The organism is Pseudoalteromonas sp. A25 (genome assembly GCF_009176705.1).
Taxonomy (GTDB): Bacteria; Pseudomonadota; Gammaproteobacteria; order Enterobacterales; family Alteromonadaceae; genus Pseudoalteromonas.
Genome location: NZ_AP021846.1, coordinates 2,549,781 through 2,573,729 on the forward strand (window position 1 = coordinate 2,549,781; position 23,949 = coordinate 2,573,729).

27 protein-coding genes are annotated in these 23,949 nt (G+C 42.4%); 11 read left to right on the plus strand and 16 right to left on the minus strand.

All coding sequences use genetic code 11. From position 1 onward, the window contains the following. Window positions 1-461: 461 nt before the first annotated feature. The 4 genes from GDK41_RS10865 (at window position 462) to GDK41_RS10880 (ending at window position 5,807) form a co-directional block, all read left to right on the plus strand. Window positions 462-1,133, plus strand: coding sequence for a response regulator transcription factor (locus GDK41_RS10865; protein WP_152086431.1), 672 nt, complete (start codon window positions 462-464; stop codon window positions 1,131-1,133). A 4-nt stretch (window positions 1,134-1,137) separates the two neighbouring features. Further along, window positions 1,138-2,514: a sensor histidine kinase gene (locus tag GDK41_RS10870; RefSeq protein ID WP_152086432.1), complete on the plus strand. Its 1,377-nt coding sequence runs from the start codon at window positions 1,138-1,140 to the stop codon at window positions 2,512-2,514. A gap of 107 nt (window positions 2,515-2,621) precedes the next feature. Next, window positions 2,622-4,439, plus strand: coding sequence for a DUF1800 domain-containing protein (locus tag GDK41_RS10875; protein WP_152086433.1), 1,818 nt, complete (start codon window positions 2,622-2,624; stop codon window positions 4,437-4,439). Between the two features lie 9 nt (window positions 4,440-4,448). Further along, window positions 4,449-5,807, plus strand: coding sequence for a DUF1501 domain-containing protein (locus GDK41_RS10880; protein ID WP_152086434.1), 1,359 nt, complete (start codon window positions 4,449-4,451; stop codon window positions 5,805-5,807). A gap of 135 nt (window positions 5,808-5,942) precedes the next feature. On the opposite strand, the gene GDK41_RS10885 is transcribed toward GDK41_RS10880, so the two are convergent. From GDK41_RS10885 to rpoE, 11 genes are all read right to left on the minus strand, one after another. Then, the gene (locus GDK41_RS10885; protein WP_232056449.1) at window positions 5,943-6,785 is read right to left on the minus strand and encodes a kinase; all 843 of its coding nucleotides are present in this window, start codon (window positions 6,783-6,785) and stop codon (window positions 5,943-5,945) included. Between the two features lie 64 nt (window positions 6,786-6,849). Next, a complete protein-coding gene (gene pdxJ, locus GDK41_RS10890; RefSeq protein WP_152086435.1) occupies window positions 6,850-7,584 on the minus strand; it encodes a pyridoxine 5'-phosphate synthase in 735 nt (244 codons plus the stop codon). A 4-nt stretch (window positions 7,585-7,588) separates the two neighbouring features. After that, window positions 7,589-8,278: a DNA repair protein RecO gene (recO, locus tag GDK41_RS10895; RefSeq protein ID WP_152086436.1), complete on the minus strand. Its 690-nt coding sequence runs from the start codon at window positions 8,276-8,278 to the stop codon at window positions 7,589-7,591. After that, entirely contained in the window at window positions 8,279-9,178 is a 900-nt protein-coding gene (gene era / locus GDK41_RS10900) for a GTPase Era (protein ID WP_152086437.1), read from the minus strand. It lies immediately after the preceding gene. Then, window positions 9,168-9,845, minus strand: a complete 678-nt coding sequence (rnc, locus tag GDK41_RS10905) for a ribonuclease III (RefSeq protein WP_152086438.1) — start codon at window positions 9,843-9,845, stop codon at window positions 9,168-9,170. Before rnc ends, era begins: the two co-directional genes overlap by 11 nt. A gap of 2 nt (window positions 9,846-9,847) precedes the next feature. After that, window positions 9,848-10,786: a signal peptidase I gene (lepB, locus tag GDK41_RS10910; RefSeq protein WP_152086439.1), complete on the minus strand. Its 939-nt coding sequence runs from the start codon at window positions 10,784-10,786 to the stop codon at window positions 9,848-9,850. Between the two features lie 13 nt (window positions 10,787-10,799). Continuing rightward, a complete protein-coding gene (gene lepA, locus GDK41_RS10915; protein ID WP_152086440.1) occupies window positions 10,800-12,587 on the minus strand; it encodes a translation elongation factor 4 in 1,788 nt (595 codons plus the stop codon). A 58-nt stretch (window positions 12,588-12,645) separates the two neighbouring features. After that, window positions 12,646-13,104 carry a SoxR reducing system RseC family protein gene (locus GDK41_RS10920; protein WP_152086441.1) on the minus strand — a complete coding sequence of 153 codons (459 nt, stop codon included), beginning with the start codon at window positions 13,102-13,104 and terminating at the stop codon, window positions 12,646-12,648. After that, the gene (locus tag GDK41_RS10925; protein WP_152086442.1) at window positions 13,101-14,051 is read right to left on the minus strand and encodes a MucB/RseB C-terminal domain-containing protein; all 951 of its coding nucleotides are present in this window, start codon (window positions 14,049-14,051) and stop codon (window positions 13,101-13,103) included. Before GDK41_RS10925 ends, GDK41_RS10920 begins: the two co-directional genes overlap by 4 nt. Before the next feature lie 4 nt (window positions 14,052-14,055). Continuing rightward, window positions 14,056-14,670, minus strand: coding sequence for a sigma-E factor negative regulatory protein (locus tag GDK41_RS10930; RefSeq protein WP_152086443.1), 615 nt, complete (start codon window positions 14,668-14,670; stop codon window positions 14,056-14,058). Between the two features lies 1 nt (window position 14,671). After that, complete coding sequence (gene rpoE / locus GDK41_RS10935) at window positions 14,672-15,253, minus strand: RNA polymerase sigma factor RpoE (protein WP_152086444.1); 582 nt, start codon at window positions 15,251-15,253, stop codon at window positions 14,672-14,674. A gap of 265 nt (window positions 15,254-15,518) precedes the next feature. Here rpoE and nadB point away from each other — a divergent pair, with 265 nt between their 5' ends. Next, complete coding sequence (gene nadB / locus GDK41_RS10940) at window positions 15,519-17,114, plus strand: L-aspartate oxidase (RefSeq protein ID WP_152086445.1); 1,596 nt, start codon at window positions 15,519-15,521, stop codon at window positions 17,112-17,114. Here nadB and GDK41_RS10945 read toward each other — a convergent pair. Continuing rightward, window positions 17,095-17,466, minus strand: coding sequence for a hypothetical protein (locus GDK41_RS10945; RefSeq protein ID WP_152086446.1), 372 nt, complete (start codon window positions 17,464-17,466; stop codon window positions 17,095-17,097). The two genes, nadB and GDK41_RS10945, sit on opposite strands and share 20 nt — an antisense overlap. A gap of 40 nt (window positions 17,467-17,506) precedes the next feature. Then, a complete protein-coding gene (locus GDK41_RS10950; protein ID WP_152086447.1) occupies window positions 17,507-17,758 on the minus strand; it encodes an FAD assembly factor SdhE in 252 nt (83 codons plus the stop codon). A gap of 194 nt (window positions 17,759-17,952) precedes the next feature. Here GDK41_RS10950 and ygfZ point away from each other — a divergent pair, with 194 nt between their 5' ends. Together ygfZ and GDK41_RS10960 are read left to right on the plus strand one after the other, a co-directional pair. Continuing rightward, window positions 17,953-18,867 carry a CAF17-like 4Fe-4S cluster assembly/insertion protein YgfZ gene (ygfZ, locus tag GDK41_RS10955; protein ID WP_152086448.1) on the plus strand — a complete coding sequence of 305 codons (915 nt, stop codon included), beginning with the start codon at window positions 17,953-17,955 and terminating at the stop codon, window positions 18,865-18,867. A 13-nt stretch (window positions 18,868-18,880) separates the two neighbouring features. Beyond that, complete coding sequence (locus tag GDK41_RS10960) at window positions 18,881-19,366, plus strand: FKBP-type peptidyl-prolyl cis-trans isomerase (protein ID WP_152086449.1); 486 nt, start codon at window positions 18,881-18,883, stop codon at window positions 19,364-19,366. A 21-nt stretch (window positions 19,367-19,387) separates the two neighbouring features. Here the strand turns inward: GDK41_RS10960 and GDK41_RS10965 are convergent, their stop codons facing one another. From GDK41_RS10965 to GDK41_RS10975, 3 genes are read right to left on the minus strand one after another with little or no spacing between them, the layout of a single operon-like run. Then, window positions 19,388-19,828 carry a hypothetical protein gene (locus tag GDK41_RS10965; protein ID WP_152086450.1) on the minus strand — a complete coding sequence of 147 codons (441 nt, stop codon included), beginning with the start codon at window positions 19,826-19,828 and terminating at the stop codon, window positions 19,388-19,390. A gap of 11 nt (window positions 19,829-19,839) precedes the next feature. After that, window positions 19,840-20,655, minus strand: coding sequence for a DUF481 domain-containing protein (locus GDK41_RS10970; protein ID WP_152087571.1), 816 nt, complete (start codon window positions 20,653-20,655; stop codon window positions 19,840-19,842). A 38-nt stretch (window positions 20,656-20,693) separates the two neighbouring features. Next, on the minus strand, window positions 20,694-21,017 hold the full coding sequence (locus tag GDK41_RS10975) for a DUF440 family protein (RefSeq protein WP_152086451.1): 324 nt from the start codon (window positions 21,015-21,017) through the stop codon (window positions 20,694-20,696). A gap of 164 nt (window positions 21,018-21,181) precedes the next feature. Here GDK41_RS10975 and GDK41_RS10980 point away from each other — a divergent pair, with 164 nt between their 5' ends. Genes GDK41_RS10980 through GDK41_RS10995 form a run of 4 tightly spaced genes read left to right on the plus strand, consistent with a single transcriptional unit; the run spans window position 21,182 to window position 23,924 of the window. Then, complete coding sequence (locus GDK41_RS10980) at window positions 21,182-21,973, plus strand: crotonase/enoyl-CoA hydratase family protein (protein ID WP_152086452.1); 792 nt, start codon at window positions 21,182-21,184, stop codon at window positions 21,971-21,973. Between the two features lie 54 nt (window positions 21,974-22,027). Continuing rightward, window positions 22,028-22,405: a CidA/LrgA family protein gene (locus GDK41_RS10985; protein ID WP_152086453.1), complete on the plus strand. Its 378-nt coding sequence runs from the start codon at window positions 22,028-22,030 to the stop codon at window positions 22,403-22,405. Next, window positions 22,398-23,084, plus strand: coding sequence for an LrgB family protein (locus GDK41_RS10990; RefSeq protein WP_152086454.1), 687 nt, complete (start codon window positions 22,398-22,400; stop codon window positions 23,082-23,084). The genes GDK41_RS10985 and GDK41_RS10990 overlap by 8 nt, the downstream gene beginning before the upstream one ends. A 12-nt stretch (window positions 23,085-23,096) precedes the next feature. After that, complete coding sequence (locus tag GDK41_RS10995) at window positions 23,097-23,924, plus strand: mechanosensitive ion channel family protein (RefSeq protein ID WP_152086455.1); 828 nt, start codon at window positions 23,097-23,099, stop codon at window positions 23,922-23,924. The last annotated feature ends 25 nt before the right edge of the window (window positions 23,925-23,949 follow it).

Genomic DNA, 23,949 nt, shown 5'->3' on the forward strand with positions numbered 1-23,949 from the left:
TGACGGAGCTATTAATCGTACGACAAATAACTAATTGCTTGCATAATTTTCTTTTGATTGGGCTAAAAAATTTCATTCCAAAGCTTTGGAAAGAGCCTAAGTTTTTTTATAACTCTGAACTGTATCTTTAATGACGCCATCAGGCTTTACAAAAAAGTCCTTTAATCAAACGTATTGTTACTATTCAATAACTAGTAAGGCAAATCGATATAAATAAGTATATCTGCAATGGCTAATCGCTGCTTATCAGCCCCGAAAAATCGTTGTAATAAGTACAACGCCAATGAGTTTATCGTAAAATGGGGTTGTTTGGGCGTTCAAGTCAAGTAGCTTGCTCTACTTTAAACCTATACTAGTTGCTAATCTGCGCTGCAAAGATCCATACAAAAATTTATATAAAATACCACACGTTTTTACGATAACATGAACGCTCTCAAACTCTCTAAAAATGAGGTTTTTCGGTGAATGTACTACTCGTAGAGGATGACTTTGATACAGCACAATTCATTAGCCAAGGTTTGGAACAACAGGGGAACTGTGTCACGCACTGCAGCGATGCAGAGCAAGGTATGCTAAAGGCCGCGACATGCCCGTTTGATGTGATTGTGTTTGATTGCTTATTACCCAAAATGAACGGTGTTGATGCTGTGCGCATTCTAAGGCAAAGCAATGTGCAAACCCCTATTATCATGCTCACTGCATTAGGAGAAACCGCCGATAGGGTATCTGGATTAAACGCCGGTGCTGATGACTATTTAGTAAAACCATTCTCATTTGCCGAATTAGAGGCCCGCCTGCACGCTTTGACACGTCGCCAACCACTTTTACACACCAAACTGCAATTAAAAGTTGCAGATCTTGTTGTATGTCGCACAACTCGAGAAGTTACCCGCGCAGGCCAAAAAATTGAGTTAATGCCAAAAGAATATCAAATACTTGAATACCTGATGCTCAATGCATCACAACTGATAACAAAAACAATGCTTCTAGAAAAAGTATGGGGCTTTAGCTTTGATCCCAAAACAAGCTTAGTGCAAACTCATGTTAGTCGACTTAGAAATAAAATAGATAAACCATTTGAGCAAGAGCTTATCCAAACAATTCGCGGCTGCGGCTACATCATCAGTGAATAAAGTTATGCATTGCAAACTCTCACTTATAAATACACGTTTGGTACTTAGCCAAACTGTGACCTTTTGGCTGACACTGTGCTTGTTGGCTTTTGCTATTATCAGCATAACTAAACAACAACTCATGGCAGCTCAAGTGATTGCCTTGAAGGAGTTTAAAGAAGAACTAATTGAAATCTATGCAGAAGAACACATTGATGGCCTGATGGCAGAGTTTGATGTGCAGCAAGGCCGTGTTTGGAGCAAATCGCTGAGCGACCTGCACCTAGAAGAAGAAAGTATATTGGTGTCACTCTTTTTGGACAACACATTAATTCACGGCAGCCAAATACTTACCATCAGTGATTCTTTACCAAATTGGCAGTATTACATCTTAGAGGACCAATCTAAAGTACGAGTATTACACACAAGCTTTGCGCTAGATAATAGATACCATGTCACGCTCTTACAACCCTTGCTTCATGAATACCAATTCGCTATTAGTTGGCTAAATCGTGCGTTTGGTTGGTTTGGTGCTATCAGTTTTATGGTTTTGCTAGTACTGTTTGCCATTATTCAGTGCCGTCGCGACCATTCTGTTAAATCCATCCAGAAGCTACTTACGTCGATTGCCAAAAAGCCTGACTCAACACGCGTCAAGCTAGACAAACCAGCAGCCGAGTTTGTGCCGCTGATCAGCTCAATAAATCAAATGCTAGATGACGTGACCACGGTGCACACCACCATAAAAACCATGTCAGAGGGGATAGCCCATGACTTAAAAACACCACTTACGCGTGTTGCTAATCGCCTACAGACGATGCGCCACTCAATCGACTCACCCGAGCTGTTACGCACTCATTTAGACCATGCAAGCACCGACCTTAACTCAACTATTACTACATTCAATAACCTAGTTCGACTAAGCGCCATTGAATCTGGCCAGCATAAAAAAGACTTTATTACACTTGATTTATCATCATTGACGCTAGACCTAGCACAGAGTTTTGAACCAGTATTTAGTGACTCAGGTAGAACCTTAGAGGTTTCAGTTATTGAAGGCGTGCAATGCCTTGGCAACGCAGACCTAATTAGTCAGTTAATATGCAACTTATTAGAGAATGCTCTGGAATATAGTAATGCAAATGCGAAGGTGTGGCTTAGGCTGCAAAGCCATACCACTGGTGCGCTATTACAAATTGGCGACAATGGGCCAGGTATCGCACCAGATGATCAAGCACGAATATTCGACAAATTTTTCCGTGCCGATAAAAGCCGCACTAAACCAGGAAATGGCCTTGGCCTAAGTATTGTAAAAGCTATCTGTACTATTCATCAGGCTAAAGTGTATTTGCTTAAAGACCAAAATGGTGCGGTATTCAATGTTGAGATCCCGCATATCTAGCGATTCAATCATACAAATTTGTATCATTTGCGATAGCAAATCGTAAACCATGGCGCGAAGCTTGCACTCTATACTAGAGATCTGTTTAACTCAATGTAGGTTGCCGTATGACGATAAAAATAAAGCTTGCCAAGGTACTCGCCTGTACTCTATTGATGACAGGTATAGGTTGTGGGGGCTCTGCAAGTTCTGAGCAAATGCCACCCACACTGCCCAGTAGCGAGTCTGATGGAGTGACTATTGTCGCCCCAATAGTTAGTGAAAATGCTCAGCAAGACCAAACTTTCGCAACGCATCAGCAAGTTGTACGTTTTTTGCAACAAGCCACGTTCGGTGCTAAAGCCAGTGAAATCACAGAGCTTGCTAACACCAGTGCTTCTGATTGGTTCAAGGCACAGTTGGCTAAAGAACCTAGTTTAATAATGCCAACGGTACTGAAAAACACTCCCAAAGACACAGAAGAAGAAGTTTTCAATCCCGTTTATTTAGAATCCAATAGTCTCGCGTTTTGGCAAAATGCAATTGCAGGTCCGGATCAACTCAGGCAGAGAATGGCCTTTGCTTTATCACAGATACTCGTTGTATCTAGTGAAGGTGGTGAAGAGCTAGCAGAACATCCAGAAGCCATTGCAAGCTTTCAAGACCTTTTGATCCGTAATGCCTTTGGCAACTACCGCGATATTTTGACTCACGTCACCTACTCATCTGCAATGGGGCACTACCTAACCTATGTAGGTAATAAAAAAGGCGATGAAGTCAAAGGTACTGCGCCAGATGAAAACTACGCAAGAGAGCTCTTGCAACTATTTACACTGGGCGTGGTTGCACTTAACCAAGATGGAACGGAAAAAGTAGATCAACAAGGCAATATTATAGAGCTGTATAGCAATCAAGATATTACTGGCTTAGCACGCGTATTTACTGGGCTTAACAATGATGAAGAAACAGCCGAGCGCTTGCAGATGATTGAATTTTCAGTTCCTATGGTAATTTTTGAAGAAGATCACTCAACAAAGCCTAAGTCATTTCTAGGCCTAACTATACCCGCCAATACCGATGCAAAAACGTCTATTGATATGGCGCTAACACACATTTTTGAACACCCTAATTTAGCACCTTTCATAACCAAGCAACTGATCCAACGCTTTGTTACATCAAACCCCAGTAGTGACTATGTGAAACGTGTTGCCGATGCCTTCAGCCTTGGTACATATACACTGCCCGATAACTCTACTGTCGGCAGCAACCAACGAGGTTGTCTCAGCGCAACAATGGCCGCGATATTATTTGACAAAGAAGCACGCAACCCTAAGGGCAAACACATAGGTAAAGTGCGAGAGCCAATACTCAGGTTTACCCACTGGGCGAGAGCATTTGAAGCCAAAAATATTACTCCTATGTATCAACTTGAATTGTGGGATACCAGTCGAGTTACGCACCTTGCACAACATCCTTATCGCTCACCCAGTGTATTCAACTTTTACCGTCCGGGTTACAAAGCGCCTGGCTCGATTTCTGGTGCTGCTAACTTAGTTGCGCCAGAACTTGCTATCACTAACGCAAGTTCAGTACCCGGCTACATCAATTTTATGACTCAATTTATCTCTGGCGAGCGTGAAGAAGAAACATTATTAGATATCAAAGACATGCTCAAACAGACACATATTAGCGTAAGTGATGAGGATTTTTGGCGCAGTTTTGCTGTTGATTACCGTCGTGAACTGGCAGTCGCAAATGACAGTGAGCGACTCATACAGTGGCTTAATTTATTACTCACGGCCAACCAGCTTTCTGAATCATCTGTAAAGTCGATTAAACAGATCATCGACACAATGGACTTCGATGAAGAGCAAGCAGATTCAGCTAAAGTGAAAATGGCAATATTACTAGTGATGACGAGCCCAGATTACTTGGTGCAAAGGTAGGAGAATAATATGAACAGACGAACTTTTCTAAAAGCCAGTGGCGCGTCAATTGCAGCATCTTCTTTTTTGAAACTAAGTGATGCGATTGCCAATACCTCGGTTGCATCAAATGAAGACTACAAAGCATTGGTTTGTGTGTTTCTCTATGGAGGTATGGACAACCATGATACGGTGATCCCTTTTGATGACAAAAGCTATGAACAATGGGCACGTATTCGCAGCTCAATGCTCGCAGGTTATAGCAATAAACGTACGCGTAACAACCTAATAGCCTTAAATACGCCAGCTCGCTTTGGTTTTAGAAAATTTGCCTTACCGCCTGAGCTAACCAACACAGCCCGTTTATATCAACAAGGTAAATTGGCCATTGTTGGTAATGTAGGCCCACTGATAGAGCCTACCAGCGCATTAGCAATCGAAGCAGAAACAGCAAAATTACCCAAACGCTTATTTTCACACAACGACCAACAATCAACTTGGGGGTCAGGAAAAGTCGAAGGTGCTCAGCTTGGTTGGGCTGGGCGACTTAACGATGCACTTATCGCACAAGGGGTAAAAGTACCTTCTACTTTTTCAGCTATCACGACGACTGGCTCTGAGCTGATGCTAACAGGAAACGAAACTACTCCATTTCATGTCAGCGATGGTCAAGGTGCAAAGATAGATATTTATGACGATTTAGATCAACCCGATCTATTAAAGCAGCATTTTAGCGCTTTAGGGCACAAAAGCGATAACTTGCTGAGCCAAGATATCGCTAAGTCTATGTCGAATTCATTTAACGCAAATCAAAAGTACAGTGACGCCATTGAGAATGGCTCATGGAACTTTGCACCATTTCCTGCAAGTGGCATTGCGCAACAACTACAAACTATCAGCAAAAGCATTGCAGTTCGCAGTCAACTGGGTGAGAAACGACAAGTATTCATGGTTGCATTGGGTGGATTCGATACGCATTCTGCGCAAGCAAAACTGCTTCCCAAATTACAATCTTCATTGGATGAGGCATTGGGTCACTTTGACAGCGCAATGCAGAGCTTAGGATTATCAAATAATGTCACCTTATTTACCGCATCTGACTTTGGCCGTACGTTAACGGTGAATGGCGATGGGACAGATCACGGCTGGGGTAGCCATCACTTTGTGATGGGCGGCGCGGTCAATGGCGGCACCATTTTTGGCGATTTACCAGAGCCAACATTTGGCCATCGTTTAGATGCAGGACAGGGTCGCCTTATTCCTACTCTATCTGTCGATCAATACGCTGCTGCGCTAGGCGCTTGGCTGGGTGTTGAACAAAGCGCGCTCAATACCATTTTTCCTAACTTGGCTAACTTTTCTGCGATGCCCAAGTTGTTTAAAAGCTAATCCAAACACCTTCTTAACAAAGCCCAGAAGTTCCCTGGGGTGGCGCATGATCTCATTAATTCCTTTAGAGTCATTTGCGTCGCCCTACTTTATCTCATGCTGAACAGATAAATCAGTTAAAGTGTACGAGCGTGACTATTTTTCTAATATAAATCGATGATCGGAAGCCACTTTGACATGTAAATCAGCACGATTTGGCAAAGACGCTAACCCATGCATGGTTAGGCGTTGAAAAAACTGTATGAATGTTTTCACTTGCTGGCCACTCATCCCTTGTCCGGTACGTGCTTTTAGTTGCTGTTCTTGCTGCAATCGCCAACGATACACGCGCTCAAAACTGCCAATATCCAAATAGATAAGGCCATCCAGTTGAGCGAATAGTGTTTGATATTGGTCTTTCAAAAATTGATTAACAAGCCCTCTAAATTGACCATCTTTATCTTGCAGCTGCTCAAATTCGTTAATGGGAGTAATTAATTGATCGGATAGCTGAGGAGCCAAGCCAACACACCACCCTTCAAATATCAGCACATTAAGAGGCTGACTGTGTTGATGCCAATTATGCTTAGCACTTGGCTCATCCAATCCTTTGTCAAACCTAGGGAGTGTGATTGGTAATTGCTTTTTAAAGTGCTCAATCACTTGTTTTGCATGAGCGACATTATGCGTGCCGGGCACGCCTCGCGTGACAAACAAAGCATGATATTGCTCAGCCAGTAAGCGACGTTCTTTTTGACTTAAATAAAAATCATCCAAAGAAACATGGTCAGCTTTATAGCCCTCATGACATAAAAAGCGTGTAATGTACCTTGCTAAGGTGGATTTGCCTGAGCCTTGTGCGCCATTGATAGCAAAGCAGTAAGGTGTATTTCTATTGGCCAGCTGCTTACGTAGCCAATATAAAATAGCTTCAGCATCGCTCAAATACGTATCAAATAGTTGATGCTTATCTAAAAAGTGACGTTGCCATTGTTGCATATATGACCTGCTCTAAACATAAAAAGGTCACTTACGTGACCTTTATTCAACTTTAAATATATGGCTATGCCTGTCTGGCTTCTAACATCAAACGTTTCATGTCACGCACTGCTTTTTCTAAGCCATCTATTGCTGCGCGAGCTATAATTGCGTGGCCTATGTTCAATTCATATATCTCAGGCATTTGAGCTATCGGTTTAACGTTGTGATAGTGTAAACCATGGCCTGCATTGACGATAATACCTAGACCATGCGCGTATTGAACGCCTTCGCGAATACGCTCTAGCTCTTGCGTTTGTGCTTTATCGTTTTGCGCATCAGCGTATGCACCAGTATGGATCTCAATATATGGCGCGCCTGTCGCTTTTGCGGCATCTATTTGCGCCTTATCCGCGTCAATAAATAAGCTTACCTTAATACCAGCCGCTTCAAGTTGCTTAACCGCTTCGGTGATTTTGGCTTGATTAGCGATTACGTCTAGACCACCTTCAGTAGTGAGTTCTTCACGCTTTTCAGGCACTAAACACACATATTCTGGCTTTACTTCTTGAGCAATGGCTAGCATTTCATCTGTTACAGCGATCTCTAGATTCATACGTGTTTGAATGGTTTTAGCCATTACATACACATCTGCGTCTTGAATATGACGACGGTCTTCGCGCAGGTGAATGGTGATCCCATCTGCACCAGCATGCTCCGCAACACTTGCTGCATGCGCAGGATCCGGGTATGTGGTACCGCGTGCCTGTCTGAGTGTTGCAATGTGATCTACGTTAACGCCCAATAAAATCTCTTTCATAGCCCTACCTTGATATAAATAATTCGCGGCTTTTTAACGCCTTGTTTCCTAAAAGGGGTTTCAATAAATATCGACTCAAGTGTTTCGCTGGAGTACGAACAGTTGTTTTGGCAAAATCATGCTCTGCCATTGCTAATAAAACTGCGCCCGAAAAACCGTATTGTGGTGTGTCTGTCGGTTCAAATCCTAGTTCGGGTATATACTGATAATGCAAATTTGCCGTTATTGGCTCACCATTGGCATCAATATCAAACTCAATGCCAAAACCTAACGCACTTAGCAACTGAAACTCATAACTACGCAAAATAGGTTCTACATCATTATTTTGCGCTAACGAGCGTAAATGAGTTTGATATAACTCGAAGATTTGCTCTAAAGGCTCATTACGAGGCACAATACGATAGGTCAGCTCATTCAAATAAAAACCACAATACAACTGCTTACCGTGTAATTCTAATGGATTCTGAGCCAGCTCAAAGGAGTTTAAATATTTTAGGTCGTAACGGCCAGCATAATGGGCCAAAATTGGAGCGAAAGGTCTGAGGTGAGCATTGTGTTTTAGCGCTTGCTTACCTTTAATGCGCGCTATCATTGTTACATGGCCAACACCCTCGACAAGCATATTAAGCATCAATTGAGAGTCGCTGTGCGCCCTGCGATGCAGCAAATATACTTGCCGAAAGTCACTTTGCAATTAGTCTTCTCCGTAGCCTAAACTGCGTAATGCACGTTCATCATCAGCCCAACCAGATTTAACTTTCACCCAAAGTTCTAAAAACACCTTGTTATCAAGCATATCTTCTAGGTCTTTGCGTGCTTCACGACCAATCACTTTAAGTTTTTCGCCTCTGTTACCGATAACCATGCGCTTTTGCGATTCACGTTCCACTAGGATCAGCGCATTAATTTGCCAAACCCCATTGTCTTGCCATTTAAACTGCTCGATCTCTACTGTCACAGAATAAGGCAGCTCGTCACCCATAAAACGCATCAGCTTTTCACGAACAATCTCGGCTGATAAAAAACGCATTGAACGGTCTGTTACATAATCCTCAGGAAAGTAAAATTCGCACTCAGGCAAACGCGCACGAACCTCTTTTTTTACAAGCTCTATGTTTTTATTTTGCTTCGCAGAGACGGGAATAATGCCTACAAAGTCACCTTGTTCAGAAAGCCATTGCATATGCTTGAGCACATCTTCTTGCACTTTCACTTGGTCTACTTTATTCATCACAACAAGTACAGGGCGACCACTTTGCATCACCTTGTTAAGCACCATTTCGTCATCACTGTTCCAAAGCGTGCCCTCTAGCACAAAAATGATCAGCTCAACGTCACCAATTGAACTAGACGCTGCACGATTCATTAAACGGTTGATGGCACGCTTCTCTTCTATGTGAAGTCCAGGTGTATCTACATAAACAGCTTGATAGTTGTCTTCTGTGTGAATACCCATGATGCGATGACGAGTAGTTTGTGGCTTACGCGAGGTGATACTCACCTTTTGCTCCACAATTTTATTTAATAACGTTGATTTACCCACATTTGGGCGACCAACGATGGCAACCATGCCACAGTGTGTGTTAGGCGTCATTTTTTAAAATCTTCAATGCTTTTTCGGCAGCTTTTTGCTCGGCTTTGCGACGAGAGCTACCTACTGAAATTATGCTCTCCATCCCTTCCACAATACATTCGACCGTGAACGTTTGGTTGTGTGCCTGACCTTTGGTATCAATCACCGTATAGCCAGGTAATGGTAGCTTTCTAGCCTGCAAATACTCTTGTAGCAATGTTTTTGGGTCTTTTTGATTATGCCCCGGAGAAATCGCGTCTAAACGAGAAGCATACCAAGTTAAAATCAACTCACTACAAGTATCAATATTTGAGTCTAAAAATACTGCGCCAATAATAGCCTCTACCGCATCTGCTAATGTAGATTCGCGTCGAAAACCACCGCTTTTCAGCTCACCAGGGCCAAGTCTTAAATAATCACCTAAGTTAAACTCTACGCCAAATTCAGCTAAAGTTTGCCCTCTAACTAAGGTTGAACGCATCCGGCTCAAGTCGCCTTCGCGTGCTTTGGGAAATTTATGATATAAGGCATTGGCAATAACAAAACTCAAAATCGAGTCGCCGAGAAACTCTAATCGCTCGTTGTGCTGACCTTTATGACTACGATGTGTCATGGCCTGCTCGAGCAATGCCTCGTTGCTAAAGTGATATCCTATCTTACTATATAATTCTGCTACGTTTTTTTTCATTGTTACTGAATATTACCTAGGCGTCCAAATCGAACACCAGTTGGAACCCAACCTGGAAGTAGGCTATCTGGGCCATTTTCAAAATCAAAGCTCATCCAAATAAATACCGCTTTACCAACCAAGTTTTCCTTAGGAACAAAGCCCCACATACGACTATCTTGGCTGTTATTACGATTATCACCCATTGCAAAATAACTATCTTCAGGTACAACCCACTCGTCTTTTCTCGTGCCAGGCTGTTGCGGACGGTAGCGCTCTACTGGTTCGATAGCTTGTGGGTTAATCAAAATATCATGTTGCACATTGGGCAAGCTTTCTGTTAATCGAACCAAGGGCATAGAACCTTGTTTGTATTCATCGTTGTTAACAATATCAAGCTTTATCTTATTATACTCACCACACACCAAATTGCCTTGCTGTTGCTCACCTTCAGCACAGTTAGGCTTAATGTATAACTGGCGATTGCGATAAACGATACGATCGCCAGGTAAGCCAATCACACGCTTGATAAAGTCGATACGTTCATCAAGTGGAAATTTAAACACCGCGACATCTCCGCGCTGCGGTTGACCAACTTCCACTAACTGAGAACGCCAAACGGGGTCCTTGATGCCGTACGCATATTTTTGAACCAAAATAAAATCACCATCTAACAAAGTTGGCATCATTGAGCCCGATGGTATTTGAAATGGTTCAAAGATGAACGAGCGAAAAATAGTGATCGCCGCAATCATCGGAAAAATAGATTTAGCACCTTCAATTATGGCAGGCTCGGGGGCTATTTGCGCAATGACCTCTTCATCAAGTGACTGCTCTGAAGCGCCTTGAGCCAAGGCGATGCGCTCTTTTCGCTTAGGAGCATAAACCAAATGGTCTAGTAGCCAAATTAAGCCTGAGCCAATGGTTAATACCACCAAAAATATAGAAAAATAGCCTGCCATTAATTAATTCCTGTTATTTACCCACTTTTAGAATGGCTAGAAACGCATCTTGAGGCACTTCAACGTTGCCTAACTGCTTCATGCGTTTTTTACCTTCTTTTTGTTTTTGTAGTAGTTTCTTCTTACGGCTTACGTCACCACCATAACATTTCGCAATTACGTTTTTACGTAACTGTTTTACGGTTGTACGTGCAATAACATGACCACCAATCGCAGCTTGAATTGCAATATCAAACATTTGACGCGGAATAAGCTCTTTCAATGCATCAGCCAATTGACGACCACGGCTTTGTGCTCCGTCTCTGTGCGCAATAATCGCAAGCGCATCAACTCTATCACCATTGATAAGAATATCTACACGCACCATATCCGATGTCTGGAAGTGCTTAAAGTTATAGTCAAGTGACGCAAAACCACGACTCGTTGACTTTAGTTTGTCAAAGAAGTCCATTACCACTTCCGCCATAGGCAGTTCGTAAGTGACAGCAACTTGCTTGCCGTGATAGGCCATTTTAGTCTGCATACCACGCTTTTCAACGCACAGTGTTATAACGTTTCCAAGATATTCTTGTGGCACAAGAATATTAGCTTCTACGATAGGCTCGCGGATCTCAAGAATATCGTTTACCGGCGGTAAGTCTGATGGGTTATCAATTTGGATTGTTCCATGCTTGGTTTCAATCTCATAAATAACCGTTGGCGCAGTCGTGATAAGATCCATGTCATATTCACGCTCTAATCGCTCTTGAATGATTTCCATGTGCAGCATGCCTAAGAAACCAACACGGAAACCAAAGCCTAAGGCAGTTGAGTTCTCAGGTTCAAAGAATAACGATGCATCATTTAGACTAAGCTTATTCAGCGCATCACGGAATGACTCATAGTCGTCTGACGAAATTGGGAACATACCCGCATATACTTGAGGCTTTATTTTTTGGAAACCAGGCAAGCGCTCAGGTGCTGCATTTTTTGTCTGAGTGATCGTATCGCCGACTGGCGCACCATGAATGTCTTTAATACCCGCGATCACATAGCCTACCTCACCCGTTTTTAAAACACCGGTGTTGGTTTGCTTAGGAGTGAAAATACCAACTTTGTCAGCGATATGTGTCTGATCTGTTGACATGATCTTAATTTTATCGCCTTGGCGCAGCTCACCATGTTTGATGCGAACCAAAGATACAACACCTTGGTACGAGTCAAACCAAGAGTCGATAATCAATGCTTGTAATGGCGCTTCAGGGTTACCCACTGGTGGGGGAACATCACGCACGATATTCTCAAGTACGTCTTCAATACCAATGCCCGTTTTTGCACTACATTGCACAGCATCAAGGGCATCGATACCAACAATGTCTTCAATTTCTTCAGCAACGCGCAGTGGATCAGCCTGAGGTAGGTCGATTTTGTTCAAAATTGGAATAACTTCCAAGTCCATTTCAATTGCGGTGTAACAGTTGGCAAGCGTTTGTGCTTCTACACCTTGACCTGCATCAACAACAAGTAACGCGCCCTCACAAGCCGCCAATGAACGAGAAACCTCATATGTGAAATCCACATGTCCCGGCGTGTCGATAAAGTTCAACATGTATGTTTCACCATCTTTAGCAGTGTAATTCAACGTTACACTTTGTGCTTTGATGGTAATACCGCGCTCACGCTCGATATCCATCGAATCCAGAACCTGCTGCTGCATTTCTCGGTCTGTAAGGCCACCGCATACTTGAATTAGGCGGTCAGAAAGTGTTGATTTGCCATGGTCAATGTGGGCGATGATAGAAAAGTTACGGATATGCTTCATATACTGGATTCTAAACTTCTATAAGTCACTAAATGGATTAAAGTGGCGATTTTACCTGTTATTTAGCGCAATCACCATCTATTTGCGTCACGCTCATGCTAATTGGATAAATTTTTACCACTTTTACCTCATGCTGCAGGCCTTGTACGCGCCATTTGGCTAGTAAAAAGCCTAAAAAACCGCCGATTGCAGCAGATAATATTTGTTTTGGTTCATTCCATTGCAGAGCTAGCGCACTAATAAAACAAAGCAAAAACGCACCAAATATGGGGAGCATATAGACATAAAAGGAATTACTCACAACTTTTGAATCATCAAGACTTAACTTAATTTTTTGCCCAACTTCGACTGGCTCAGTCAACTTGATAGAAAAAGTTTTTTTCTGCGTTGCGAATAACTTAGAAAATATTTGAGAGCCACATTTTCCATTACAGCCCTCACACGCTGCTTTTTGCTCAGCTCGTAAATGCGCAGTAGTGCCAGAAACTGACACTACGGTAAGCGTTTGTTCAATCATAGTGGTCGCTTAACTGATTCAGCGATACTCTTTGCTGTGACAGCGGGTATATTGCCTACAACTGATACATCAAACGCACCAGAATTATGAACATATACCGTGGTTGCTCCCGAAGAAAGCGCACCACTTGGACGCTGACCTGGAAGCGGGCGTTGCACAAACACCGACACGTCTACTAGGCCATCAGAAAACAAATAGTAATCCGCTAATTCATTATTTAAATCTAATTTGTGACGGTCTGATTTTAGCAGTTTGAAACCTTCAGGCAACCAGCCAATTTGCCAATTGCTTTGCGTTGTTTCGTTTTTATTCAGCTCAAGTGCAGGTAAAGGGGTAGGAAACTCGCGCTGTGTGAGCTCAAGCAACTGCTCAGCGGGCTCAGGGGTTACGCTTATATGTGTTAATTGCAGTTGTTCAAGCAATTCACCTTGTTGCGTAACGTAAGCAGCCTTGAGTAACAACGACGACTGCGTATCAATCCAAAGCCAGTAGTTATACTTTGAGTCGTCTTTAGCTTCAACTCGCACTAATTGAGCTGGACGTCCTGCGATGCGACCTTTACCCCCTAAGACAAAGTCGTAGTGCTCTAACAAAGCCTCTGCATCTTTAAATAGTATCTCCGGAATCGGCCCTGCTATTGAATCGGTTCTAACTGAATAAGGTGCAGATTGCGGTTCATAATAAGTGACTAAATCATCGACCCGCACTATTTCAAGGCCCGCGCCGTTTAGTAAGCTCAATAGTTCTAGTTCTTTTTCATTGTGTTTTGCATGAACCCATCGGTAAGGCTCCATGCCTTTACCCTTGAGAACAACAAACGAAGCGTCAAAATTTCTGTTGTGAACCGCCGTTGCCATATTATTCAATAGCTGTTTTGCGGAAACAACCTCGTTGGCATGCGCCAAGGTTGCCAAAAATAAACCTAAAATGCAGGCAAGTAATCTCATTTAACTACTTCTTTTCCTCTAATTGTTCACGTTCAGCTTTGCTTTTTTGCTGTAATGCGTAGGCCACGCGAGATTGGCGTTGATGCTCTAACACCAAGGCACCTATACGTTGCTGCTGTAAATCACGGATCCCCTGCTCTGCTTGTTGCAAAGCTGGCTGCTCTGATGAAAAACTCACTGGCGCAACACCACCAGCTAATGGACGAGATTGTAACACTGGCATTTCATCAATGGCAGGACTCGTTTGCTGTGGCATCGTGTTCACCCCAACCACCGCTACAAGTGCTACACTAGCAGCTATGGCAATCTGTGATAGAGGTCTGCGCCAAGCACTTAATTTAACTACCTTTGTATCATTTACATGCTCTTCATCTAAGCTATTGCCATCATCAGACAGGTTGTGACATGGCTCATTTTCCAAAGCACTCGCCACGCTTGCCGTGATATCAATATTAATACCACCTGTTTGCGTTTGACGCATCACATCACCAATTTGCGCATAGCGAGCAAACTTATCTTGATCTAATTGACTCAAAGAGGTTTGTTCTAGTTGCAAATCGCCATCAAGTAAACGCGATGCAGCTTCTTGCGGTGATGTAGTAAGGTTCTGTTTTGTCATTTTATGACTCACCTATTAGTGGGTTTAAATTATTATCTATTGCCTCTCGCGCTCGAAAGATACGAGAACGAACGGTACCAACTGGGCAATCCATTACTACCGCTATTTCGTCATAGCTCATACCTTCGATTTCTCGTAAGGTAATCGCTGTTTTCAAGTCATCAGGTAAGCTATCAATTGTTGAAAATATAACAGCCCTAACCTCATCACTTAGCAATAAATTCTCCGGAGATGCATTTGAGCGTAATTGCTCAGCGCCGTCATAAAACTCGGCTTCTTCTGCATCCACATCGTTGGCTGGGGGTTTTCTCCCTTGAGCCACCAAATAATTCTTTGAGCAGTTAACCGCAATACGATACAACCAAGTGTAAAACGCACTTTCTCCCCTAAAATTTGGAAGAGCGCGATACGCCTTGATGAATGCCTCTTGGGCTACATCTGCTACATCGCCGTGATTTGACACATAACGTGAAATCAATGCGGCAACCTTATTTTGATACTTGGCAACTAAAAGGTTGAAGGCGTTTTTATCTCCTTGCTGTACCCGCTTAACCAGTTCTAAATCCAAATCCTGCTCGCTCATTCGAGCCGGTACTCCTCTTTGTTATAGTTATAACTCAATGTTTCGTTGCCATTATTTACAGCTACTCAGACTGAGCAATAAATAAAAAGTTCTGTTTTTTTGATATTTTTTTTAAAATAATGACCAAAAGCACGTTTTGAACGTACATAACTGCACAGACATAGCTCGCACAAAGCACATATGGTTTACCTTAATTAGGTGTATAATAGCAAAAAATGCTGCAACTAGCTGTATGTAGCGCATAGAAAAATGAAGATCTAAATACATGAACTCAAATAAAAACCATCACACCGATGTTGTCGTTATCGGAAGTGGCGCCGCCGGTTTAAGCTTAGCGCTATCTTTAGCAAATCATTGCCATGTTACGGTGATAAGCAAAGGCGACTTAAAAGAAGGCTCTACCTTGTATGCACAAGGCGGCATTGCAGCCGTATTTGATAAAAAAAATGACAGTATTGAGTCTCATGTTGAAGATACATTAGCCGCAGGCGCAGGGCTTTGCGACCGTGAAGCCGTTCATTATACCGCCAGTAATGCAAAAAACTGTTTAAAATGGCTGATTGAACAAGGTGTACCATTTGATGTTGAATTTGACAGCAAAGGTAAAGAAAGATTTCACCTTACGCGTGAAGGTGGTCACAGTCATAGACGCATCTTGCATGCGGCTGATGCGACAGGCAAAGCAGTGCAAACAACACTCGTGAGCCAAGTACAAGCACACAGTCAAATTAAGGTGCTAGAGCAGCATAATGCCATTGATTTAATTTGTGATAAAAATAACGAGCAATCACGCGTCAATGGCGTGTATGTTTTTAATCGCCAAGAAGATTGTGTTGAGACCATTTCTGCAAAGTTTGTCGCTTTAGCTACAGGAGGAGCCAGTAAAGTCTACTTGTACACCTCAAACCCAGACGTATCAAGTGGCGATGGTATCGCAATGGCATGGCGTGCAGGCTGTAAAGTTGCCAACATGGAGTTTAATCAGTTCCACCCGACCAGCCTGTATCATCCTGAGCTACAAAATTTCTTGATCACAGAAGCAATGCGAGGAGAAGGCGCTCTGCTAAAACGCCCTGATGGCACTCGTTTTATGCCAGATTTTGACAAGCGAGAAGAGTTAGCGCCTCGTGATATTGTTGCCAGAGCGATTGACTACGAGATGAAACGCTTAGGTGCAAATTGTGTTTACCTTGATATCTCGCACAAAGACAAAGATTTTATTATTGAACACTTTCCGACTATTTATGCTAAGTGTTTGAGTGTTGGACTCGATATTACTAAAGAAGCCATTCCTGTAGTTCCGGCGGCGCACTATACTTGCGGTGGCGTCATCACTGACTTTAATGGGAAAACAGACATTGATAACCTATATGCTGTAGGGGAAGTCGCGTACACAGGACTGCATGGCGCAAACCGCATGGCCAGCAATTCACTACTAGAGTGTATCGTTTTTGCCCACGCTGCGGCCAAAGATATTTTGGCCAAGATAAAAACGAGCTCTGAGCCACCACAGCTCCCTGAATGGGACGAAAGCCGTGTTAGTGATTCAGATGAAGAAGTCGTTATCACCCACAATTGGCATGAACTGAGGCTATTTATGTGGGATTACGTTGGTATAGTACGCTCCACAAAACGCCTAGAACGAGCCTTGCGTCGTGTTGAGCTTTTACAACAAGAAATCCACGAATATTATGCTCATTTCAGAGTGTCAAATAATCTACTTGAGCTTAGAAACTTAGTTCAAGTAGCGGAGCTTATTATTCGCAGTGCCTTAGAGCGCAAAGAGAGCCGAGGTTTGCACTATACCATTGACTACCCAGAGCAAAGTGAATCACCCAAACCTACGATTTTAACTCCCTAGTATGGTGAGCAAAACAAACTCGGCACAAGCGCGACCAGTCTTGCGCCGAAAGGCTCCCTGGGGTGAGCAACACGCGATGATTATTACCCGAGTAATCTTTGACCTGTAAGCACAAGATTTCCATAAAAAGCTGCGCGGTGAGTACTTTTCCCACCAAAGTACGCACGCCATGAAACTCAATATAATTATCTGACTCGGTGATTAAAATTGTGCCATGAGATGGCGTATCTTTTTGACATTGCGCCAAGCAGACTCGATAGCCCACGTAGCCCAAAACAAAGGCCAGCAACGTTGTATACCACTGGGGAAATAACATCACACAAATAAAAGTGACGCTCGCAAATAAGGCCACAAAAGGTTTATGGCCTAAGAAATTGTTTTTAAATGTGAATTTATACGCGGACTCGATCAAGGATTAACTTTACCATTGCATTAAGCTCTGCATCAGGGCAAGTCTCATGACCCATAAACCAAGCGAACAGATCTGGGTCTTCCACAGCCAACAAGCGTTGGAAAACAAGTTTATCCGATTCACTCAATGCATCATAAGCTTCATCAACAAAGGGCCCCAACAATACGTCGAGCTCTAACATACCGCGCCGACATGCCCACTTTGTGCGAGACTTTGAATACAGCTCTGCCATTTCACTACCCTTATACGAAATTGTTTTATTTATTAACGTGCAAAATTATACCTTAGTTTAACTTGTCAGGCACCCGCCTTTGCCTGAAAAATACGCAGCCATGTAATCTAATTAGATTTCTTTTATTGTCAGCATTTATGCGCATGCTGATATGAGTTAACATTAACGCCATTCTCTATTTAAGGATTAGTTCTATGTCACTAGCACGTGCTGTTAATCTTCCATACAAAGTAACGACTGTTTCTGGAGCAGAGCAACTGAGTTATCTGCATGGCCAGCTAACTCAAGATATGAACCTTATTACTGAGCAAAACTTTTTATGGGGCGGGCATTGCAGTCCCAAAGGAAAATTATGGGGCGTATTTCGCATATTTAAACATCAACAGTGTTTCATGCTCCTAGGCTCTGACGCTGAAATTGACGCCTCAACCCGAGAATTAAAAAAATATGGTGTATTTGCCAAAGTAGATATTGAGCCTTTAAGTAATGCTAAGGTAGTTGGCATTCATAGCCCCAAATTGAACAATGTCTGTGATTTGCTAGGCTTAACCTTTACTGAACAGCAAACTGCATGTGATTTTGGCGATAATAAGGCGTTAAAACTGGATGACGAAAGGCTCATTTTAATTGTTAGTGATAGCTACGACTTTCCTGCTGAAATTGAGCTAAGTGATGATCCAAACACATTTATTGAAGCTGGAATTTTAGCCGGTGAGCCACAAATCAATGAACAAAATATTGAAGAATTCGTACCACAAATGATCAACCTACAAGCACTTAATGGTATCAGTTTTAAAAAAGGCTGTTACACAGGCCAAGAAACAGTAGCTCGAATGCGCTATCTTGGTAAAAACAAACGCGCAATGTATATAGTGCAAGGCGCGTCGACAACCCCGGTTGAAGAAAGCGACTTAGAGCTACAACTTGGTGATAATTGGCGTCGTGCGGGCAAGGTAGTTCATCAAGTTTTTAACTCAACAACAAATACCTACAGTGCCTTGGCGGTTCTACCCAATGACACTGAACAATCGGCACAGTTACGTGCAAAAAATTCACCCGAGGTAACACTCAATATATTACCTCTTCCCTATTCTTTAGATGACCAATAAAACGGGATATATTATGAAAATCGCGCCAAACAAAGTGGTAAGCATGCATTACTCTGTATTAGATAATGACAACAACACCATAGACAATTCTTTTGATGGTGAGCCACTGGTGTTTATCATAGGCACAGGCTATTTGATCCCAGGCCTTGAAGATGCGCTCATTGATAAACAAGCTGGTGACAAATTAAGTGTAACGGTAGAGCCTGAGCAAGGCTATGGTGAGCGCCATGACAACCTAATGCAAGCAGTCCCTAAGTCTATGTTCGATGGTATGGAAATCGAAGTCGGCATGCAGTTTAGAGCCACGACTGATGATGGTGACCAGATGGTGATGATCATTGATATTCAAGATGACGAAGTGATTGTCGATGGCAACCATCCGCTATCAGGTATCACGCTTAACTTTGATGTCGAAATCTTAGAAGTACGCGATGCAACCGAAGAAGAGCTTGCACATGGCCATGTACATGGCGAAGGTGGCTGTGGCCACGACCACTAAGCTAAGCTTATAAACAAGCGCCTATTCGGCGCTTGTTACTTTCTCATTTAATGCCTCTAATAGGCTCGCTTGGTCGTTAGTGCCCAAACGGTATTTCATACCATCTGGTAAGCAAATTTCAATCGCACTAAACCCTGACGCAGAATAGACCCAACCATCGTTGGTGATACGCATACCAACACCATGTCGGAATGAATTGGTAACACCTTTAATTTGCTCTATATCGTCAAAACTCAATACTTTTTTAGCGACACCTGGGCCAAACCACCAACTTAAAGTGCGCGCGTCTTTGTTCACTTCTATCGTTAGGCCATAAAAAAGACATGCCAGAGCCGCAACAATAATGGCGAACACAAGTACCATCACATTGTAACCAAGCAACCACGTTGCCAATATCAAAAAGCTTGCTATCCAAGCTAATATTGCCATTATTGCCCATGAAAATTGGGTATGACGGTACATAAATATCCTCTTTAAAAGCTATAAACCAAAGTTGCGCCAAGTTCTGTGTCAGCTTTTACCTTGTCAGTTTCTGGTTGAGAATTATAACGATAGGTATACGATATCTTCAACGATACACCCCCTAAAACCTGACTTACAATAGCGGTTTCGCTGATTAAGCGATCGTTCAACCCTGACAGTGACACCTCCATGCTAACATCATGATTGAAACGTGTGCGCTTAGAAATATTTCTTTCCCATTGTAAAGCAATACGCAGCAGTTGACCCTGCTTTAAACGAGCCTCTCCCTGTGCTAACTCAGTATCGCTATCAGTTTTGGATAAGTACAAGCCAGGTCCAATATCAAAGTCTATGGTATCTTTTCGACCCTCAAATAACCGGTTTCCGTATCCCAGTGCTACTGTTGCGGTATAGTCTTTACCACTGAATTTATCATTCAGATAATCTGCGTATAGAAAAAACGATTCATTGTCTTGGCCGACTTTATAGTTCCCTTGAGATGAAACAAAGTATCGAGATGCAGACACCTCGTTATGACCGGTATCATTGACATCATCTTCACGATATAAAGCATCTAGTTTGAACTGATTTCGCCATTGGGTAAAATCCTGATAAACATTACTTTTAAGTTTGAATGCGGTGCTTTTCTTGTTGCCATTATTTGCAATTAAACCAAACTCTACATCACCGTAAAGTATATCCCCTTCATGTAATTTATGAATTTCGTCATCTGACAACTCACCATACTTATAGAACGCTTTTAAGGGATCCGAAGCGTAGCCTTTTACGGCCAATATTAAGCAAAAAAGACATATTATTTTTTTTATATACTGCACAATATTACAACGACTATTTTAAGTTAAGGTCACTCAACCCCGTCTTGTTTCCATAAAATATGACAAAACGGTGCGTCTATATCTCTGCTAATCAAAATTTTAGCAAAAACCTCATCGCCATCTTCGTATTCAATACCAACCAATACTTGCACAAAGTGCTCAGGCTCAATTTCCAAAGCAACAAAATTTTGCCAACTGTCATCAGGCTCACTGTCTTCAATAAATCCAAACTCTTCATGATGCTGATTAAATTGCTCTATATCCTGTTCTGATAAATTCTCAGGTGCGAGTTGTTGAAAAATTTCATATGCTTGATGAGTTATTTCCTCAACGCTACAAAGACGGGCTGACATAGGTACGGCTCTCATAATTAATGCATTCGTTGCTATGATAACAAATTCATTAAATTAAAGACCATGATGTTTCGTTGAATGTGCAAATTTCTATGCTGAAGTTACAGCGCATAGAATATATACTCTAAATCAGCCGTTTATAATAACCATAACAGGATTTTTCTATGCTTGCTGTAGAGCACCACAACAATGTCGCTTGGGTTACGCTGAGCCGCCCAGAAAAACAAAATGCGCTCACATTTGACATGTTTATTGCCATTGATGAAACCATAAAGCAGCTCAAAAAAGACCGCCAGCTTAGAGCGGTTGTCATTCAAGGTGCCGGTGGCAACTTTTGTTCTGGACTCGACGTGAAGTCAATTATGAAACAACCCATGTCAGTGCTACGACTATTGTTTAAATGGCTACCTGGCAATGCCAATTTAGCTCAGCGAGTCTGTCTTGCTTGGCGAAGCTTACCTGTACCTGTCATTGCCTTGATCAGTGGGAATTGTTTTGGTGGAGGGTTGCATATCGCGCTTGGGGCAGACTACCGTATCGCAACACGCAACGCACAGCTAGCAATTATGGAATCTAAATGGGGGCTGTGTCCTGATATGGGTTCCGGTCCACTTCTACCAAGTATCAGTAACTATGATCAAGTGTTAAAACTAGCCAGCCTTGGGACCTGCATCACTGGTGAGCAAGCATTACAGATAGGGTTAATCTCTGAAGTAAGTGATGACCCACATTCCAGCTGCCTAGCCCTGTTAGAGGGGTTGCTTATTCGTTCACCCGATACGCTCGCAGCTATCAAACGCATTAACCAAACCGCTTACCGACAAAACCTAAGAGCAACTTTAGCCAAAGAGACATTTGCGCAAATAAAATTGCTGCTCAGTAAAAATACCAAAGTCGCTATGCATAATGCCACTCACAGTGAGCAAAAGCCTTACAGGCTAAGAAATAAATGGTAAGTTGGTCCAATAGCAATAAGTTGTTTAGATTAGTTATGATGGGCCCCTATGTAAATGGATAACTGGGTAACTTCGTTGCATCAACTCGTTAAGTTTATAATTGCCTTGGGCATTCTAATAATGTGTTTATACAGCGCTAAATTAATCACTTTATGGTGGCAAATTCCATTGCCATCCCCCCTTGTAGCGATGCTTATGTTGTTAACTCTACTGGCTAGTAACATTATAAAAGCAAGCTGGATAGCACCTGCCTGTGCACCAATTTTGAAGTACATGGCGCTGTTTTTTATCCCTGCAGGCGTTGGCATTGTACAATATACCTCGTTACTTGCGCTCTATTGGCCTCTCTTGGTATGCACGTTGATATTAGTGCCTGTTATCGGCTTAAGCATAGTGGGGTTAGTAGCAAAAAAAGGGCTTAAAAATGATTAGTTCAGCCTTAATTATTATCTCGGTTTGCGCCTTATTTTATATTTTTCGACAGCTGTATCGAGCCTATCCCGTTTCGCTGTTAAACCCGTTACTCATGTGTATTATTGCCATCAGCTCGGTACTGTTGATGTTCGATATACAATACCAAATCTTCTTTGTTGCCGCCCAGCCGATACACTTTTTTTTAGAGATTGCAGTTGTTGCTTTAGCCTACCCGCTTTACATGCAGTTTCATGACATTAAAAGATACTTCGTACAAATACTGCTCTGCAGCTTTGTGGGTATTAGTAGTGCAACACTCATAGCTTTTTCACTGTGCAAACTATTTATTGTCGATGCACAACTAAGTGCATCACTAGCCGCTTTATCTGTCACAACTCCTATCACAATTATAGTGAGCGAGCGCCTCGGTGGTGTAAGTGCGGTTGCTGCGATAATGGTTATATTAGTCGGGGTATTCGGTGGTGTATTTGGCTTATCATTACTTGAAAAAATGAACATAAAAACCCCTAAAGCGCAGGGGATAGCGCTCGGCGTATCGTGTCATGCAATCGGTACGGCAAGTGCCATAGAGCATCACCCAATAGCCGGTGCTTATGCATCAGCGGCCATGACCATCAGTGCTGTCACCACCGCTCTTTGGGTCCCCCTGTTTTACACTTGGCTAACCACGCTTTAAAAGGAAAACACTGTGATAGAGCAAGAAATTAAACAAGTTGAACATTACTTTAATCTAATAAGAGACTATTTAGTTACCTACAGCATGCAAGTGGTTGGTGCCATACTAATCCTCATTTTAGGTCTTTGGTTGTCTAATCGAATATCTAAAATGGTTGAAGCGCTTATGCAGCGCCATAACATTGATGTGACACTCACAAATTTTATTAGTAATGTCGTCAAAGTATTACTCATTATCATGTTTGTCATAATTGCTTTAGGTAAGGTAGGTATCAGTGTTACCCCGTTTGTTGCTGCAATTGGTGCGGCTTCACTGGGTGCAGGTCTAGCATTGCAAGGCATGTTATCAAACTACGGCTCTGGCCTTGCTATTATTGCAACTCGCCCTTTTATTGTTGGTGATACAATTCAGATCAAAGGTGTTAGCGGTCAAGTTAAACAAATCGAACTAGGACACACTGTTCTCATCAATGAAGAGAAAGTTGAGATAACGATTCCAAACAAACATATTGTTGGAGAAATTTTACACAACTCATTTGAGTACTCTCTTGTCAAAGGTGAAATTGGTATCGCATATCATAGTGACAGCGATGAGGCGATTAATGAGATAGTTAATGTAATTGTGGCTAACGAAAAAGTAGCACAAAGCCCACAACCTCAGGTGGGCATTGAACAGTTTGCCGATAGTGCGGTGATCATTAGTTATCGTTATTGGGTGCCAACCACTCAAATTATCGAAACTAAACTGGCAATTAACAAACAGGTATATCGCGCAATAAAAATGGCTAATATCGATATTCCATTCCCGCAACGTGTTGTCACACTAAAAAATGAACAATAAAGAAAAGGCACCTTTCGGTGCCTAA

What these genes read in the sequence shown, in the direction of transcription:
- GDK41_RS10885 (WP_232056449.1), bottom strand. Translation starts at nt 6,785, where the DNA reads ATGCAACAATGGCAACGTCACTTTTTAGATAAGCATCAACTATTTGAT.
- lepB (WP_152086439.1), bottom strand. Translation starts at nt 10,786, where the DNA reads ATGGCAGGCTATTTTTCTATATTTTTGGTGGTATTAACCATTGGCTCA.
- GDK41_RS10920 (WP_152086441.1), bottom strand. Translation starts at nt 13,104, where the DNA reads ATGATTGAACAAACGCTTACCGTAGTGTCAGTTTCTGGCACTACTGCG.
- GDK41_RS10925 (WP_152086442.1), bottom strand. Translation starts at nt 14,051, where the DNA reads ATGAGATTACTTGCCTGCATTTTAGGTTTATTTTTGGCAACCTTGGCG.
- ygfZ (WP_152086448.1), top strand. Translation starts at nt 17,953, where the DNA reads ATGTCACTAGCACGTGCTGTTAATCTTCCATACAAAGTAACGACTGTT.
- GDK41_RS10965 (WP_152086450.1), bottom strand. Translation starts at nt 19,828, where the DNA reads ATGTACCGTCATACCCAATTTTCATGGGCAATAATGGCAATATTAGCT.
- GDK41_RS10980 (WP_152086452.1), top strand. Translation starts at nt 21,182, where the DNA reads ATGCTTGCTGTAGAGCACCACAACAATGTCGCTTGGGTTACGCTGAGC.
- pdxJ (WP_152086435.1), bottom strand. Translation starts at nt 7,584, where the DNA reads ATGAAAGAGATTTTATTGGGCGTTAACGTAGATCACATTGCAACACTC.
- GDK41_RS10990 (WP_152086454.1), top strand. Translation starts at nt 22,398, where the DNA reads ATGATTAGTTCAGCCTTAATTATTATCTCGGTTTGCGCCTTATTTTAT.
- GDK41_RS10870 (WP_152086432.1), top strand. Translation starts at nt 1,138, where the DNA reads ATGCATTGCAAACTCTCACTTATAAATACACGTTTGGTACTTAGCCAA.
- GDK41_RS10950 (WP_152086447.1), bottom strand. Translation starts at nt 17,758, where the DNA reads ATGGCAGAGCTGTATTCAAAGTCTCGCACAAAGTGGGCATGTCGGCGC.
- rpoE (WP_152086444.1), bottom strand. Translation starts at nt 15,253, where the DNA reads ATGAGCGAGCAGGATTTGGATTTAGAACTGGTTAAGCGGGTACAGCAA.
- GDK41_RS10875 (WP_152086433.1), top strand. Translation starts at nt 2,622, where the DNA reads ATGACGATAAAAATAAAGCTTGCCAAGGTACTCGCCTGTACTCTATTG.
- nadB (WP_152086445.1), top strand. Translation starts at nt 15,519, where the DNA reads ATGAACTCAAATAAAAACCATCACACCGATGTTGTCGTTATCGGAAGT.
- GDK41_RS10975 (WP_152086451.1), bottom strand. Translation starts at nt 21,017, where the DNA reads ATGTCAGCCCGTCTTTGTAGCGTTGAGGAAATAACTCATCAAGCATAT.
- GDK41_RS10985 (WP_152086453.1), top strand. Translation starts at nt 22,028, where the DNA reads ATGGATAACTGGGTAACTTCGTTGCATCAACTCGTTAAGTTTATAATT.
- GDK41_RS10880 (WP_152086434.1), top strand. Translation starts at nt 4,449, where the DNA reads ATGAACAGACGAACTTTTCTAAAAGCCAGTGGCGCGTCAATTGCAGCA.
- rnc (WP_152086438.1), bottom strand. Translation starts at nt 9,845, where the DNA reads ATGAAAAAAAACGTAGCAGAATTATATAGTAAGATAGGATATCACTTT.
- lepA (WP_152086440.1), bottom strand. Translation starts at nt 12,587, where the DNA reads ATGAAGCATATCCGTAACTTTTCTATCATCGCCCACATTGACCATGGC.
- GDK41_RS10960 (WP_152086449.1), top strand. Translation starts at nt 18,881, where the DNA reads ATGAAAATCGCGCCAAACAAAGTGGTAAGCATGCATTACTCTGTATTA.
- era (WP_152086437.1), bottom strand. Translation starts at nt 9,178, where the DNA reads ATGACGCCTAACACACACTGTGGCATGGTTGCCATCGTTGGTCGCCCA.
- GDK41_RS10930 (WP_152086443.1), bottom strand. Translation starts at nt 14,670, where the DNA reads ATGACAAAACAGAACCTTACTACATCACCGCAAGAAGCTGCATCGCGT.